Annotated in this window: 13 protein-coding genes and 1 tRNA gene; 12 read left to right on the plus strand and 2 right to left on the minus strand. The window is 51.6% G+C overall.

All coding sequences use genetic code 11. The features are described from left to right. The first annotated feature begins 103 nt into the window (after positions 1 to 103). The 4 genes from speA to speB are packed head-to-tail and all read left to right on the plus strand — an operon-like array spanning position 104 to position 5,276. Positions 104 to 1,993, plus strand: coding sequence for a biosynthetic arginine decarboxylase (speA, locus tag PsAD26_RS15495; protein ID WP_084403694.1), 1,890 nt, complete (start codon positions 104 to 106; stop codon positions 1,991 to 1,993). Positions 1,994 to 2,014: 21 nt separating this feature from the next. Further along, positions 2,015 to 3,226: a saccharopine dehydrogenase family protein gene (locus PsAD26_RS15500; RefSeq protein ID WP_063311177.1), complete on the plus strand. Its 1,212-nt coding sequence runs from the start codon at positions 2,015 to 2,017 to the stop codon at positions 3,224 to 3,226. Further along, positions 3,171 to 4,406, plus strand: a complete 1,236-nt coding sequence (gene nspC, locus PsAD26_RS15505; RefSeq protein WP_208985718.1) for a carboxynorspermidine decarboxylase — start codon at positions 3,171 to 3,173, stop codon at positions 4,404 to 4,406. The genes PsAD26_RS15500 and nspC overlap by 56 nt, the downstream gene beginning before the upstream one ends. A 9-nt stretch (positions 4,407 to 4,415) precedes the next feature. Next, the gene (gene speB / locus PsAD26_RS15510) at positions 4,416 to 5,276 is read left to right on the plus strand and encodes an agmatinase (protein ID WP_063311179.1); all 861 of its coding nucleotides are present in this window, start codon (positions 4,416 to 4,418) and stop codon (positions 5,274 to 5,276) included. An 86-nt stretch (positions 5,277 to 5,362) separates the two neighbouring features. Here the strand turns inward: speB and PsAD26_RS15515 are convergent, their stop codons facing one another. Both PsAD26_RS15515 and PsAD26_RS15520 read right to left on the minus strand, forming a co-directional pair. Beyond that, a complete protein-coding gene (locus PsAD26_RS15515; protein ID WP_063311180.1) occupies positions 5,363 to 5,692 on the minus strand; it encodes a hypothetical protein in 330 nt (109 codons plus the stop codon). A gap of 259 nt (positions 5,693 to 5,951) precedes the next feature. After that, positions 5,952 to 6,041, minus strand: a tRNA-Ser gene (locus PsAD26_RS15520). Positions 6,042 to 6,347: 306 nt separating this feature from the next. Between PsAD26_RS15520 and PsAD26_RS15525 the strand changes: the two genes are divergently transcribed. The 8 genes from PsAD26_RS15525 (at position 6,348) to PsAD26_RS15560 (ending at position 16,641) form a co-directional block, all read left to right on the plus strand. Further along, positions 6,348 to 7,496 (plus strand): septal ring lytic transglycosylase RlpA family protein, encoded by a 1,149-nt coding sequence (locus PsAD26_RS15525; protein ID WP_063311181.1) that lies wholly within the window; start codon positions 6,348 to 6,350, stop codon positions 7,494 to 7,496. A gap of 211 nt (positions 7,497 to 7,707) precedes the next feature. Then, positions 7,708 to 8,823, plus strand: a complete 1,116-nt coding sequence (locus PsAD26_RS15530; protein WP_063311304.1) for a D-alanyl-D-alanine carboxypeptidase family protein — start codon at positions 7,708 to 7,710, stop codon at positions 8,821 to 8,823. 54 nt (positions 8,824 to 8,877) lie between these two features. Further along, positions 8,878 to 9,543, plus strand: coding sequence for a dTMP kinase (tmk, locus tag PsAD26_RS15535; RefSeq protein ID WP_063311182.1), 666 nt, complete (start codon positions 8,878 to 8,880; stop codon positions 9,541 to 9,543). A gap of 20 nt (positions 9,544 to 9,563) precedes the next feature. Then, positions 9,564 to 10,625, plus strand: coding sequence for a DNA polymerase III subunit delta' (locus tag PsAD26_RS15540; RefSeq protein ID WP_063311183.1), 1,062 nt, complete (start codon positions 9,564 to 9,566; stop codon positions 10,623 to 10,625). A gap of 74 nt (positions 10,626 to 10,699) precedes the next feature. Continuing rightward, complete coding sequence (metG, locus tag PsAD26_RS15545) at positions 10,700 to 12,253, plus strand: methionine--tRNA ligase (protein WP_063311184.1); 1,554 nt, start codon at positions 10,700 to 10,702, stop codon at positions 12,251 to 12,253. A 145-nt stretch (positions 12,254 to 12,398) separates the two neighbouring features. After that, positions 12,399 to 13,181, plus strand: a complete 783-nt coding sequence (locus tag PsAD26_RS15550; protein ID WP_063311185.1) for a TatD family hydrolase — start codon at positions 12,399 to 12,401, stop codon at positions 13,179 to 13,181. 49 nt (positions 13,182 to 13,230) lie between these two features. Beyond that, complete coding sequence (locus PsAD26_RS15555; protein ID WP_063311186.1) at positions 13,231 to 14,049, plus strand: MBL fold metallo-hydrolase; 819 nt, start codon at positions 13,231 to 13,233, stop codon at positions 14,047 to 14,049. A 294-nt stretch (positions 14,050 to 14,343) separates the two neighbouring features. Beyond that, on the plus strand, positions 14,344 to 16,641 hold the full coding sequence (locus tag PsAD26_RS15560; RefSeq protein WP_063311187.1) for a bifunctional salicylyl-CoA 5-hydroxylase/oxidoreductase: 2,298 nt from the start codon (positions 14,344 to 14,346) through the stop codon (positions 16,639 to 16,641). Positions 16,642 to 16,644: the final 3 nt, after the last annotated feature.

The following is a 16,644-nucleotide window of genomic DNA, read 5'->3' on the forward strand; positions in this document are numbered from 1 at the left end:
CCTGTTCTCCCACCTCTGATGTTTAGAACACCAATATTGGGCTTGTCAGATGGGAAGACCATGAGTAAATGGGGCGAAATCAATTCTGGAAGGGGATAAATGGTTGCCAAATAATCAAGGTACTGCCCATGCCGTCTACGGTATGGGGCGCTGGGGTAAAGATCTTCTCTCTGTGCTGCCAAACGGCGATATAGCACTTAGTAATCCTTTGATGCCGGACGCTCCCAAGGTGAGTCTGCCGGAGATCGTTCACGACCTTGAACAACGTGGTATCCATTCTCCACTTTTGCTGCGCGTCAGTTCGTTCCTGCAAAACGAAATCGCTCACATCAACAATTCCATGGCAGATGCAATCAATCGCGTCGGCTATAAAGGCAAATATCGCGGTGTTTTCCCGATCAAGGTCAATCAGCAGGCGCAAGTCGTTGATCGTATCGTTGAGTTTGGCCGTCCTTACTCCTACGGTCTGGAAGCTGGTTCCAAGCCTGAGCTTGTCATTGCCCTTGCGCACCGCTTGCCAAAAGACGCTCTCATTGTTTGTAACGGCGTAAAAGACGAAGAGTTCATTCGCCTCGCAATTCTTTCTCGCAAACTGGGCTTTAACACCATCATCGTGCTGGAAAGCCCAAAAGAACTTGATACCGTCATTAGTGTGGTTGAAGAGCTCGGCGAAGAGCCTCTACTTGGTGTGCGAGTAAAGCTTACCAATCAGATTGGCGGCAAGTGGGAAGAAAGCTCAGGTGATCGGTCCACATTTGGCATGAACACCGATCAGCTGGTCGCGGTCATCGATAAGCTGCGCGATGCGAAACTGCTACATTGCTTGAAGCTACAGCACTCCCATCTTGGCTCACAAGTACCAGACGTCAACGATGTCCGCCGCGCTGTAGGTGAAGCCTGCCGCTATTTTGTTGAGCTGACGAGGGAAGGGGCCGAACTAACCCATCTGGATCTGGGAGGCGGCCTTGGTGTTGACTACACCGGTGAGAAAAAAGCGATTGAGAACTCAACCAACTACTCGGTCGAAGAATACTGCTCCAATGTGGTGGAAACCGTTGCCTATGCAATGGATGAGGCGGAACTCACGCACCCCACATTGATCACCGAAAGTGGCCGTGCCGTAGTCGCCACATCTTCAATGCTGCTCTTCAACGTGCTCGAAGCAACGCTGTTTGATGCACCAACCGCACCAAAGCCTGAAGAAGATGATCACCACATGGTCTCAGACCTTGCAGCTGTGGAAGGTTACCTCAATGCAGAGCGGCTTCAGGAATGCTTGAACGACGCTTCATTCTACCGCAATGAATTGCGCGCACTTTTCCGGCGTGGATATATCGATTTGCGTCAGATGGGCCGTTCTGAGCGCATTTATCTGCACCTCATGTCCAAGATTAAGGAACTGGCCCCGCCACGAGGTGTCGCTCCTGAGATCGACGAACAGCTGGAGAAGGTGGCAGATATCTACCATTGTAACTTCTCTCTCTTCCAGTCCCTGCCAGACGTCTGGGCAATTGACCAGCTCCATCCGATTGTCCCGCTACAACGTCTGAATGAAGCACCGGATCGCCGCGCCGTTCTTTCTGACATCACCTGTGACAGCGACGGCAAAGTCGACAAGTTCATTCTGGCAGATGGCATCTCACCATCACTACCAGTGCACACTCTGGAAGAAGGCAAGCCATATTATCTTGGCGTTTTCTTTGTAGGGGCCTATCAAGAGACTCTGGGTGACCTACACAATCTATTTGGCGACACCAATGTCGCAACAATTGACCTGAGAGCTGACGGTGGATTTGATCTGCTTCAGGAAGTTGAGGGCGATACGATTTCACAGGTTCTCTCCTATGTGGAGTATGATCCGCGCGACTGCGTAGATGCCTTCCGCAAACTCATTGATGAGGCGGTTTCCGCCGGCACACTAAAGAACGCTGATCGACGCACGTTGGTTGCCGCTTACCGCGACAGCATCAACGGCTACACTTATTACGAATAATCCAAGGACCGGGGAATAGACATGAGTAAGACTCTGGTAGTCGGCGCAGGCGGTGTTTCCTCCGCAGCCGTACACAAGATGGCAATGAATTCGGACATGTTCTCCGAAGTTACGCTCGCATCTCGCCGCAAGTTCAAGTGCGATGACATTGCAAAAAGCGTGAAGGAAAAGACCGGCGTTACCATCAAGACCGCTGAAGTTGACGCGATGGACGTCGCGGCTGTTGTCGCACTCATCAAAGAGAGCGGCGCGGAGCTGCTGGTGAATCTGGCGCTGCCTTATCAGGACCTGAAGCTGATGGATGCATGCCTCGAAGCAGGCATCAACTATCTGGACACCGCCAACTACGAGCCGGAAGACGAAGCAAAGTTCGAATACCACTGGCAGTGGGCGTATCAGGAACGCTTCAAAGAAGCTGGGCTGACAGCTATCCTCGGTTCTGGTTTTGATCCAGGGGTTACTTCCGTCTTTGCAACATGGCTTAAAAAGCACAAGCTCGAGACCATCCGTCAAATCGACGTTCTCGATTGTAACGGCGGCGACAACGGCAAGGCATTTGCAACCAACTTCAACCCGGAAATCAACATCCGTGAAGTAACGGCAGATGCGCGTCATTGGGAAAAAGGCGACTGGGTCAGCTCACCTGCAATGACCCACAAAGTTGCTTTCGACTTCCCAGGCGTTGGCGAGAAAAACATGTACCTCATGTACCATGAGGAACTGGAAAGCATGAAAACGCACTTCACCGAAATTGAACGTGCGCGTTTCTGGATGACTTTTGGCGATGCTTACATCAACCACGTACGCGTGCTTGAAGGTATCGGCATGACCTCTATCGAGCCAGTTATGCATGAAGGCAAGGAAATCATCCCTCTGCAGTTCTTGAAGTCTGTTCTGCCAGATCCGAGCGATCTGGGCGAGCTGACCAAAGGCAAGACCTGCATTGGTGACATTGCAACGGGTCAGGCAAAAGACGGCTCTGGCGAAAAAACCTATTACATCTACAACATCTGTGATCACGAAGAGTGCTATGCAGAAGTAGGTTCTCAAGCTGTTTCCTACACCACCGGTGTACCTGCGATGATTGGTGCCGCCCAAATCCTGAAAGGGAACTGGAATGAGCCGGGCGTGTGGAACATGGAACAGCTGGATCCAGACAACTTCATGGACATGTTGAATGAGCACGGCCTGCCTTGGCAGGTTCATGAGCTCGACGGTCCGGTTCAGTTCTAAGCTCATGGCAGAAATGATGCAGACACAGGCTGGTGATGCGGGGGCCTTCAAAGAGTTTGATCTCTCCCGTGTGCCAAGTCCCTGTTTTGTCGTTGATGAGGTTGCGGTTCGCCGCAACCTCTCTGTACTTAAGGACGTAGCAGACCGCTCAGGCGCTCATGTCCTCGCTGCACTGAAGGCTTTTTCCATGTTCGCGCTAGCGCCAGTGGTGCGCGAATATTTGGATGGCACCTGTGCATCGGGGCTTTATGAAGCACGCCTTGCCCGGCAGGAATACGGCGGAGAAGTTGCAACGTTCTGCGCTGGATATAAAGCAAGCGAGATTGATGAGATCATTGGCTATACCGACCACATGATCTTCAACTCACCAGCTCAAAAAGATCGTTTCCTTCCAAACATCTGCGCTGCTGAGCACAATGTAGACGTAGGCCTGCGTATCAATCCTGAGCACTCTGAAGGTGAGGTCGAGAAATATGACCCATGTGCTCCATGTTCTCGCCTAGGCTTTCCAATCTCGCAATTAAATGCAGAGGCGCTGAAGGGCGTTGACGGCATTCATATGCACACATTGTGTGAGCAGGAATTCGAACCGCTCCAGCGCACGTGGGAAGCGATAAAAGACAAGCTTGAACCATATTTCTCACAACTGAAATGGATCAACTTCGGCGGCGGCCACCACATCACCCGTGAAGATTACGACCGCGATGCGCTGATTGCCTTCATCAAAGATGTACGCAAAACAACCGGACTCGAGGTATATCTGGAGCCGGGCGAAGCTCTCGCGCTGGACGCGGGCATTCTGATTGGTGAAGTGTTGGACCTACCAATTAACACCATGAATCTGGCGATTGTCGATATTTCCGCAACTTGCCACATGCCAGATGTGATTGAGGCTCCCTATCGTCCGGCGATGCTGGATGAAGCGGAGGAGGGGCATACATACCGCCTTGGCGGCCCTTCTTGCCTCGCAGGTGATGTGATTGGCGATTACACCAGAGCAAAGCCACTTAATGTTGGTGATCGCTTTGCTTTCCTCGATCAAGCTCACTACTCCATGGTTAAGACCAATACCTTCAACGGCGTTCCTCTGCCAACAATCGCGCTCTGGAGCTCTGAAAGCGATGAACTCAAGATCATTCGCGAATTCTCTTACAACGACTTCCTGAACCGTCTTTCCTAAAGGTACGAAATGTCTGTTTTTCTTGACAGTGAGCTGACTGAAGCAGAACGCGAAGCAGAAGGCGCTCTCTTTACGATTATTCCGGTCCCACTGGAACGCACCGTCTCCTATGGTTCGGGTACAATAAAAGGCCCCGAAGCAATCATTGAGGCAAGCAATGAGCTGGAGCGCGGCTGTAATGGCGTTGAGCCATGCGCTTCCGGCATTGCAACGCAAAGCCCAGTCGACTGCGACGGACCTCTGCCAGAAGTTATGGAGCGTCTCGCTCAACGTACAGAAGACGCGGTTAAAGCAGGCAAAATTCCAGTCACTCTGGGGGGTGAGCATTCTTTGTCCTACGGCGCAGTCTCAGGCGTGGCCCGTGCTCTCGGCAAGCCAGTAGGCATTGTGCAAATTGATGCGCACGCAGATCTTCGCATCGCTTATCAGGGCGAAAAGCATTCCCATGCTTCTGTCATGAACCTCCTAGTAGAAGAGGGGAACTCTCTGGTACAGTTCGGCGTTCGCGCGCTTTGCCAGCAGGAGATGGACAGCCGCAAAGACAACAAAGTATTTTTTGTCGACGCAGAAGAACTGGTCACCAAAGGGCTGCACACTGTTGACCTGCCAGAGGATTTTCCTGAGCACATCTACATCTCCTTTGACGTAGATGGCCTCGATCCCTCTCAGATGCCAGCAACTGGGACCCCTGTGCCGGGAGGCCTTGGATATTACCAGTCACTGCACTTGGTAGAGCATGCACTAAAAGGCCGCAAATGCGTTGGTCTCGACGTGGTTGAACTGGCGCCAGATGGAAATGCCGCATGGGATTTCACGGCAGCTCAGATCACCTATCGTCTGATGACGGCCGCAATGATCTCACAAGACTAAAAGTTTGGTATTTTCAACAAACACAAAGAGCTGCAATCACACGATTGCAGCTCTTTTTTATTGCAGGCAAGCAAGACGCCTCTAGCTCACCTCACCACAAGACCCAGCTCTTTCGCTCGCTCGCTCAATTGGATGCACACAACTCCGCTTGCGTCTTCCTCTGCATCTTCCAGTGTGTGTTGCACTTCTCCTGCCAGACGAATGCTTTCCTGAACCAGCACAATATAATGCGGTGCCGCTTTGAGCTTGTTGTCTCGAATATAGTCCAACGTCCGCTCATGATTGATGCCGATATCGCAAAAGTTATCCATGGTATCGACCAGGAAGATCTCTTTGATCATTTCCTCAGTCGTCTGTGCAGCAACAGGCAACACAAATAAGCAGGTTAAAGCACCAGCTAAGCTCAATCGCTTCATGATAAAAATCCCCGCGGATAAAATGACAGTCTGGCGTAACCATATTCACCTGTCCATTAGGTAGATCTCGCTAAGGCATTCTTTGATTGCTACGAGCTAAACACTTCCAGCCGCTCGTTTATTGATGGCCAGTATAGAGAGTTTGATTGGGGAGGTTTAGCGGAAAACTACCTGAACTGGGAGCGTGCCTTCAGAAGCAAGACAACAAAAAACCCACCATAAAGGTGGGTTCTTTTGTATTACCTATCAATAAGATAGATGGCGGAGAGGGTGGGATTCGAACCCACGAGACGCTTCCACGCCCGCTGGTTTTCAAGACCAGTGCATTCAACCACTCTGCCACCTCTCCGGCTGTGTGGTGTGGGCTCTATTTGGTTCATGCGGCCTTCAAAGTCAAGCCAGCGAAAAACTTGTTCCACAGCATGAATTTAATTTTTTCACAGCGGAATCAAACAGCCCCGCCAAAACCGCCAATTCCCCTAAGGAAGTTAGCCTTGACAAAAATCTCCCTTTCTTGTGGAGACATTTTGATCGGATTCAGTTAAGGTTTATCGGCTATCTTTTTAATATTGGTTCAGTTTGTAGTGAGCTCGGGTGTTTTTGCTCAAGCAGACTGAAATCCGTCAGTGCCGAACATGTAGTGAGTAACAACGGTATGACTTCTTTACTGAATTGGGGCTATTCGGTGAAAGCGCCAGCTCCCGAAACGATCAAACGTGTAGCGACCAGCATATCTGTGGTTGCCTTGTGCGCAGGCATTGCAGCCTGTGGTGGCGGCACAGACAAAGTGAAGTTCAGTGAAAAGAAATATGGCGTAGCTGCAAGTCCTCGTGTGGTGAAGGGCACCAAGCCAGTTCCCAAAGGGGGCGGACGCGCCGTTGTCGGCAAACCGTATAAGGTGGCTGGTAAATGGTACTATCCCAAACGGGACGATAACTACAAGAAAACCGGCAAGGCATCATGGTATGGCCCAACCTTCCATGGCCGCAAAACAGCAAACGGTGAAATCTTTGATCGCAATGCTCTGACAGCAGCGCACCCAACAATGCCTCTGCCAAGCTATGCTAAGGTGACAAACCTGCAAAACGGCCGCTCCATGATTGTGCGCGTGAATGACCGTGGACCGTTCCACGATAATCGCGTGATTGATCTGTCTGAGCGCGTAGCAGGAATGTTAGGCACCAAATCCAGCGGCGTCGCAAAGGTTCGAGTTGAATACGTCAGCCGCGCACCTCTTCATGGACAGGACGAGAAGAAGCTACTGGCATCTTATTCTGGCAATGGCGGAAAGTGGAACGGCGGCAACTCTGCTCCGCGCACCATGTTTGCCTTTGCAAATCCTGTGAACCGAATTTCCGGCCCGGCTCCGATGCCAAAAAGCAGGCCGTACGATACACCAATTTATGCGGCACAAAACGTGTTGGCGTTCAATTCCAGCCAGCTTGATCCAGCTGTGGTGTACGAGCGCAACTTAAGCACGACACAGGTCGCGTCCGTATCCAACTTCAAGAACCGCATCAACAGCGCTCTTGCGACAAACGCAAACCCAAATGCGCCTAAACCTGCGATTGCTGTACAGCCAGTTTCAACATCCTTTGGCAGCTCAATCCTTCCACCGCCAAGTTCTGGTGTTTATAAAACACCAACAAGTGGCGGTGCACCAGCGTTCCAGAGCGGAAACGCAGTTTCCTCTTACTCGTCACAGCAAAGGCTCAACAGTGCACATGAGGCATTTAAGTCGTTTTCAGGTAGAACTGGGTTGAAGAACTTACTGCTGCAATCTCGTACTGGTCAAAAACACTAAGTCATTTAGTTTTAAACGGCTTTACCCAGTCTGCTGACCTGCGTTAGTGTTTGTTTTAGGGGATGGGGCGTAGCATAGCCTCTCTAAAAACATTCAGGGAGACACAGGCGTGCAGGTTGGGTGGCAGAAGTGCAAACAGCATAAATCTCTAAGCAACTTTAAGCGCTGGCTATCTCCGGGTTGCTGGAGATTTTCAGCGATAGCAGCAACGGTGCTCTGCGTACTACTCGCATCTCCAGCAGCTCATGCAGTTGAGATAAAAGCCAAAGCAGCCACTCTTTATGACTTCTCCAACAAGTCACTAATCTTCTCAAAAAACTCTCAGGTTCTGCTTGCCCCGGCAAATCTCACCAAGCTAATGACCGCCGTAACGGTGCAGCAGGCACTGCATGCCGGTGACATCACCCCGCAAACCACCTTCAAGGTCAGCGAACATGCCTGGCGGACAGGCGGCGCACCCGCACGCGTCACCACCATGTTCGCCCGCCTGAACTCCTCTGTTCCCGTGAATGACCTGATGTATGGCCTTATCGTTCAGAGCGCCAACGATGCTGCTATCATTCTGGCAGAGGGGCTCGCAGGCAGTGAAGCTAATTTTGCGCGGGAGATGAACAAGCTTGCCAAATCCATTGGCATGGAAAATTCCAATTTTACCAATCCGACGGGTTTTCCTGACGAGAACCACAAAACGACACTGGAAGACCTGACAATCTTGGCGGCGTATGTCCTGGAACATGAGCCTGAGCTACATTCTGTGTTTTCCATGGATCGCTTTACCTGGAACAAAATCACTCAGCGCAACAAGAACCCGCTTATTCGGGATATCGAAGGTCTTGATGGGTTTGGAGCCGGCTTCTCTGAGAGAGAAGGCTTTGCTGCGCTTGGAACGCTTGATAGCAACGGTCGACGCTATGTAGCCGCTATTGCAGCATCCCCGACGATGCAAGATCGCGTTCAGGACATGAAAACCCTGCTGTTGCCAACATTCTCCGGTCTTAAACTCGAACAGTTTTACCGCAAAGGCGATCTTGTCAGCGACGCACAAGTGTATGGCGGCAAGAGAACAACAGTCTCCTTGAAGACAAATGACGCAGTAGCAACGCTCATCAACCCCAACGAAAAAGACAAATACCAACTGCGCGTTGTTTACAACGGCCCCATACCCGCACCGATTAAAGAGGGAATGGAAGTTGGAGAACTGCAGGTTCTTTCCAAAAATGACGTGATTTATCGGGCAACACTGGTTACAGGAGAGGATGTAGCCATGGGAGACCTGCAAGGCCGTGCTTGGGACGCGCTAGGTGAGTTCTTCTACCAGTTGTTCTAGAGAACCGGATTTCAGATCTACTGACTTCCGAAGGTCTTGGAGGCCTGTTCGACGTTGCCGGGTATTTTTATCAGTTTTGAGGGTGGCGAGGGCGCCGGTAAGTCTACTCAAATTCAGCGTTTACGCGACAAGCTCGCGTCCAAAGGCATTGAAGCGATCACCACACGTGAACCGGGCGGCTCTCAAGGCGCAGAACTCGTTCGCGAAGTCCTGCTGTCCGGTGCTGCAAAAGGTTATGGCGTAACGGCTGAGGCAGTCCTTTTTGCAGCTGCCCGCGCAGACCATATCGACACGCTGATCAAGCCAGCACTAGATGATGACAAATGGGTCCTGTGCGACCGATTTGCCGACTCATCCCGCGTTTATCAGGGTGAATCCGGCGTGCCTCCGCAAACAGTTGAAGCCTTGCAACAGGTCGCAATCGCGGGCCATAATCCTGACATGACCTTGCTGATCAACGTGACACCTGAAGTCGGCTTGGCCCGTGTCTCGAAGCGTACTGCTCCTGTCGAATTTGATGGTCCGGATCGCTTTGAAACAGATACTTTGGAAACGCACCGTCGCAGACAAGAAATGTTTCTGGACATGGCCCGTAATGAACCAGAACGCATTGTTGTGATTGATGGTGATCAGTCTCAGGACAAAGTGACTGAAGATATCTGGCAGGCCGTCCAAAGCCGCTTTGAAGAGCAGATCAAACAAGATACGGCACGTCCGTAGGCAATCAGGGAAAAGAGAGTATGGCGAAAGCTCCCATAATCGAAGAAGTCCCTGAGTTCGACGAGGTCGAAGGCCTTCCGCTGCCGCGCGAGCAATCCCGCCTTTACGGCCACGAACTAGCAGAAACCGAATTGCTTGATGCTTACAGATCGCAGCGATTTCATCATGCATGGATCCTCGGCGGTCCCAAAGGCATCGGCAAAGCCACACTGGCGTTTCGTTTCGCACGCTTCATACTGGAGCACCCGGACCGCTTTTCTACGCCTGTGATGGCTGCAAACAGCCTGTACGTCCCGCCAGAAAGCCATAGCTCTCAAATGATTGCCGCAGGTTCTCATGCAGACCTTCTGCATCTGCGGCGTCCATGGGACTTGAAAGGAAAGCGTTTCAAGCGCGACCTTCCTGTTGATGAAGTGCGCAAGACCACAGGCTTCTTTGGATCAACGGCAGCAGGTGGAAACTGGCGCATCTGCCTTGTTGATTCCGCTGATGACATGAACCAGTCAGCAGCTAACGCTCTGCTTAAGATTCTCGAGGAACCACCAAAGCAATCGCTCTTCATCCTGCTTTCGCACAATCCCGGACGTCTTTTACCAACAATACGCTCCAGATGCCGCAAGCTATCCATGCGCAAACTGGAAGAGCAGACTATTGAGCAAGCGCTGACTGAAATGGGCTGCGCCCCATCAGGCAACACGCAGGCTCTTCACACGCTGGCAGATGGCAGTTTGCGTCAGGCTGCATTGGCAGCAAACGGCGGAGCACTGCAAATTGCGCAGGAGTTTACGGGCCTGGTCGAAACCGTCACCAATCTGGATATGATCCGTGCGCACAGCTTTGCAGATAAAGTTTCGGCACGCGGCGCAGAAGACGCATGGAACACATTTTTGGAGCTGACCCGCACATTCTTGAGCAATCAATTGCGTAAAGATGCAAGCACAAAGCCGGATGCGCTTGTCAGGTGGGCCGACTTGTGGGAAAAGGTGGGCCGCGCTGCCTCAACAGCAGATGCTTTAAACCTCGATCGCAAGCAAGTTGTATTGTCTTTTCTCGCTGACCTGCGGAAAGCAAGCACGAGCTGACCTACGTCTTTTTGGGCCACAAACCCAAAGAACTTTCCAGATTTAGATCCCGGATCAAAAGATCGCTTTAGGATATGACAGAAAAATCGCCTTTCTATATTACAACAGCAATTTCCTACCCAAATGGTGAGCCGCATATCGGCCATGCCTACGAGGCAATTGCAACTGACGTGCTGGCCCGCTTCCAGAAACTGGATGGCCGAGAAGTACACTTCCTGACAGGTACCGACGTACATGGTCAGAAGATGCTTCAGACCGCCGTCAAGGAAGGCATGTCACCTTCAGATCTTGCTGATAAGAACTCCAAGCTTTTCCGCGAAATGGTGGAGATGCTGGGCTGTTCTAATGACGACTTCATTCAGACCAACGAAGAGCGTCACTATAAATCCTGTCAGGCAATCTGGCAGAAAATGGCTGATTCTGGCGACATCTACAAAGACAGTTACGCCGGTTGGTACTCCGTACGTGACGAAGCCTACTATCAGGAAGGCGAAACCGAAGTTCGCGAAGACGGCGTTCGTTACGGCCCTCAGGGCACACCTGTCGAATGGGTCGAAGAAGAAAGTTACTTCTTCCGTCTCTCAGCTTACGAAGACAAGCTGATCGAGCTCTACGAGAAGAACCCGGATTTCGTAGGTCCAAATGCGCGCCGCAAAGAAGTCATGAGCTTTGTCAAAGGCGGTCTGAAGGACCTGTCCATCTCCCGCACCACCTTTGACTGGGGCATCCCGGTGCCAGGTGACGAGAAGCACGTCATGTATGTGTGGGTCGATGCGCTGACCAACTACCTTACTGCGCTTGGTTACCCGGATTTGGACGGCGAAATGGCCAAGTTCTGGCCTGCTAACGCTCATATCATCGGCAAGGACATCATTCGCTTCCACGCAGTCTACTGGCCAGCATTCCTCATGTCTGCAGGCGTACCTCTGCCAGAGCGTGTGTTTGCTCACGGTTTCCTGTTCAACTCTGGTGAGAAGATGTCCAAGTCTCTGGGCAACGTCATCGCACCACGCGATCTGGTAGAAACCTACGGCCTCGACCAAATTCGCTACTTCTTCCTGCGTGAAGTTCCATTCGGTCAGGATGGCAACTACAACCACGAAGCAATGGTGAACCGCATCAACGCAGACCTTGCCAATGACATTGGCAACCTTGCACAACGTTCGCTCTCCATGATCTTCAAGAACTGCGAGGGTAAACTGCCAGTTCCGGGCGAGTTCTCTGCTGAAGACAAGGCAATCTTGCAGCAAGCTGATGAGATGCTCGAAAAGTGCCGTGGTTTCATGGCTAAGCAAGAAATCCACCATGCATTGGCATGTATCTGGTCAACGGTTGGCGAAGCAAACCGCTACTTTGCCTCTCAGGAACCTTGGGCACTGAAGAAGACAGATCCCGAGCGCATGGCCACCGTCCTTTACACCACCGCTGAGATCATCCGTCAGGTTGGCATTCTCGCACAGCCAGTCATGCCGGGCTCCGCAGCCAAACTGCTGGACTTGTTGGTGCTGAACGAAGACGAACGCTCATTCGCACTGTTGGGTGAAGCTGGTCGTCTGCAAGGTGGTCGTGATCTGCCGAAGCCACAGGGTGTGTTCCCGCGCTATGTTGAGCCGGAAACAGCGGAATAAAACGCCAGATTATGTAGCTTAAAGGGGAGGCGCATATGCCTCCCTTTTTTATGAGGTAAATACGCTGGTATTTACCGCTGAGATAAAACAAGAGGTCTACAGGACCTATTGACAGAATCGCGCTGGAGGCGCTTTTGCTGTGACCATGTTAGTTGATAGTCATTGTCATCTGGATTTTCCGGATTTCGCAGAAGAACGCGACCAGATCATCGAGCGCGCCCACGAAGCTGGCGTCAAACTGATGGTCACCATCTGCACACGTGTCCGCAAGTTCGAGCAGATCAAAGAGATAGCTGAAGCCTACGACAGCGTTTACTGCTCTGTTGGAACCCACCCGCATCAGGCCGGAGAAGAAACCGACGTCACCACTGAAGAATTGGTGGAGCTTGCAAAGCACCCCAAAGTCGTCGCAATCGGAGAAGCTGGTCTGGATTACTTCTACGACAACGCATCTCCAGAAGATCAGGAAAAGGTGCTGCGCACCCACATCGCAGCAGCACGTGAAACCCAGCTGCCGCTGGTGATTCATAGCCGCGATGCAGATGAAGATATGATGCGCATCCTAGAAGAAGAAATGAAAGCTGGCAGCTTTCCAGCTCTGCTTCATTGCTTCTCCTCTGGCAAGGAGCTGGCAATGAAAGGACTGGAGCTCGGTCTTTACGTCTCCTTCTCCGGCATTTTGACCTTTAAGCGCTCCACCGAACTGCGCGAGATCGCAGCAGAACTTCCGATGGATCGCCTTCTTGTTGAAACAGATGCTCCGTATCTTGCGCCGCAGCCATGGCGTGGCAAGCGTAACGAACCAGCTTATGTGGCGCACACCAACAAGGTTTTGGCTGAAGCATTGGGTGTTTCTGAAGAGGAAATGGCCAAAGCCACGACACAAAATTTCCTGCGCCTGTTTTCCAAAGTGCCACATCCGGCTTAATTGGCTAAACTAACGCGGCTTGTACTGCCATTCTATTTTGAGAGGACCGATGACCAGCAATTTTAAGGTCACTATTCTGGGCTGCGGCTCATCTACCGGCGTACCAAGGATTGGTGGTGATTGGGGCGAATGTGACCCCAATGAACCCAAAAACCGCCGCCGTCGATGTGCTTTGCTGGTCCAGCGGTTCTCTGAAAAAGGCACGACAACGATAATCGTCGATACCGGGCCGGATTTGCGTGAGCAGATGCTGGCAGCCGGCGTCACACAAGTGGACGCAGTACTCTATACCCATGCCCATGCAGACCACTTGCATGGTATTGATGACCTGCGCTTTTTCGCACTCATGCAGCGTGCCAAAGTGCCGGTCTACATGGATGACTTCACATCAAAGCGCGTCCGCTCTGCCTTTGATTACTGCTTTGTTACGCCACCAGGTTCCGGTTATCCGCCCATCTTGAGCGAGAACCGCCTGACGGATAGAGTACCTGTCACCATCGACGGAGCAGGGGGCCCAATCACTGCGCTCCCATTTCTCGTTCATCACGGCGACATTGATGCACTGGGTTTTCGCTTTCAGGATCTGGCATACACACCTGACGTCAACGACATCCCGGACAGCAGCTTTCATGCATTGAAAGGGCTGGATACATGGATTGTAGATGCACTACGTCAGAAGCCACACCAAAGCCACTTCTGCGTCAACGATGCATTGGAGTGGATTGAGAGGATGAAGCCTGCCAAGAGCATCCTCACTAACCTGCATTGCGATCTGGATTATCGGCGCTTGCAGACAGACCTTCCAGAAGGTGTTTCACCCGCCTTCGATGGTCAGGAAATCGAGTTTCCAGCACATGCGACGGTCTGAGGCCGTCGCATTTTTTATGATACCTATACAGAATCATTGCTTGCCAGAACTCCGCATTTCGTGCTGATATAGATATATCAGCGACACCTGCGTGATAAATATATTTTCCTACCCATGTAAAACAGTTCGCTACAAATCAAAAATAAATTCATAAAATACAGCATGTTAAACCGAAAACCGGCAGCATTTCACATATTTTATGCTTAGATATTTTATGTTTGAAATAATTTAAAAAACCTGTCACGCTTATCTCAAGTTGGAATTAGGCAGTTGCAGCCTAAGGGGGAGAGAGCAATGAAAGTCGCATGTCTTGGAGGCGGCCCGGCAGGTCTTTATTTCGCAATCAGCATGAAGCTACGAGATCCTCAACATGAGGTCACAGTCATCGAGCGAAATAAGTTTGACGACACCTTCGGTTGGGGTGTTGTTCTTTCAGATGAGACACTGGACAACTTCAAGGTCAACGACGAAAAAAGCGCTGAAGCCATCCGCGCGCACTTTGCTTACTGGGATGATATCGCGGTTCACTACCGAGATACCTGCCACGTCTCCAGCGGTCATGGCTTCTGCGGTATTGGCCGCAAGCAGCTACTTCTGCTCCTTCAGGACCGGGCTAAAAAGCTTGGCGTAAACATGGAGTTCGAGCGCAACTACACAAGCGCAAAAGAGTTCATGGGAGATTATGATCTCGTTGTAGCAGCAGACGGCTTGAATTCCACCAGCCGCACCGAGTTTGCTGAGTATTTCAAGCCAGACATCGACACCCGCAAATGCAAATTCGTCTGGCTCGGCACTCACCAGAAATTCGACGATGCTTTCACCTTCATTTTTGAAGAGACAGAACACGGTTGGATCTGGGCGCACGCCTATCAGTTCGACAATGATACCGCGACTTTCATTGTAGAGTGTACAGAAGAGACCTATGAGGCGTTCGGCTTTGCTGACATGAGCCAGGCTGAATCGTGCCGGACTTGTGAGAGGATTTTCGAAAAGCATCTTGGCGGCAATGAGTTGATGACCAACGCAAACCACGTCCGTGGCTCTGCTTGGATCAATTTCCCGCGTGTGCTCTGCGATAAGTGGTCCCATGAAAACCTTGTTCTTATGGGCGATGCCGCAGCAACCGCACATTTTTCCATCGGTTCGGGCTCCAAGCTTGCCATGGAAAGCGCCATCGCACTGGCAGACTACTTGCACAGCGAAAACTCTATTCAAGACGCCTTCCAGAAATACGAGGATGAGCGCCGTCTGGAAGTTCTGAAGCTTCAATCTGCAGCTCGTAACTCCCTCGAATGGTTCGAAAATGTCGAACGTTACTTGCATCTGGACCCAGTTCAGTTCAACTACTCGCTTCTGACACGCTCACAGCGCATCTCTCATGAAAACCTTCGTGAACGCGATGCAGAATGGTTAGGCACAGCGGAAGGCTGGTTCCAAAATCAGGCAGGAGTGTCAGACACCGATAACGCTCCGCGCCCACCAATGTTCGCTCCGTTCAAACTGCGAGAAATGGACCTGATCAACCGCGTGGTCGTCTCTCCAATGGCGCAGTACAAGGCAGAAAACGGGACAGCCACAGACTGGCATCTTGCTCACTATGGCGAACGCGCCAAAGGCGGTGCAGGCATGGTTGTTGTTGAGATGACGTGTGTCAGCGCTGATGGTCGCATCACACCAGGTTGCCCGGGCCTTTACGCACCTGAACACCAAACCGCTTGGAAACGTATCACCAACTTCGTACACGAGCACAGCAACGCAAAGATCTGCTGTCAGCTTGGTCATGCCGGTCCAAAAGGCTCGACGCAACTTGGTTGGGAAGAGATGGATGCACCGCTGAAAGACGGCAATTGGCCACTTCTCGCAGCTTCTCCAATTGCTTGGTCTGAGCAAAATCAGACGCCAAAGCAGATGGACCGTGCGGACATGGACCGTGTGAAAGAAGAGTTTGTGAACGCGGCGAAGATGGCAGATGCATCTGGTTTCGACATGATTGAAGTCCACTGCGCACACGGATATCTGCTGTCCTCCTTCATTTCACCACTCACCAACAAACGTGAGGATGAATACGGCGGATCACTGGAAAACCGCATGAGATACCCGCTGGAAGTCATCAAGGCGGTGCGTGAGGCATGGCCAAAGGACAAACCAATGTCCGTGCGAATCTCGGCAACTGACTGGGTGGAAGACGAAGGCCTTACACCAGATGAGGCCGTAGAAATCGCCCGCATGCTGGATGCTGCTGACGTTGATATATGTGACGTTTCCGCAGGTCAGACCAGTACTCGGGCTCAGCCAGTTTATGGCCGCATGTTCCAGGTGCCGTTTTCTGATCGCATCCGCAATGACGCTGGCATGAAAACCATGGCGGTCGGCAACATCTACGAACCAGACCACGTAAACTCCATTTTGATGGCTGGTCGCGCAGATCTTGTCTGCTTGGCACGTCCGCACCTGTCAGATCCGTACTGGACGCTGCACGCAGCTGCTGATCTTGGCGACAAAGGTGTTTACTGGCCAGAGCCTTATCACCCAGGTCGTGACCAGCTATATCGTCTCGCTGAACGAGCTGAGACCATGAAAGTTCGGGTGTAAGGA

Origin of the sequence: Pseudovibrio sp. Ad26 (assembly GCF_001623285.1) — a bacterium.
GTDB classification, from domain to species: Bacteria; Pseudomonadota; Alphaproteobacteria; order Rhizobiales; family Stappiaceae; genus Pseudovibrio; species Pseudovibrio ascidiaceicola.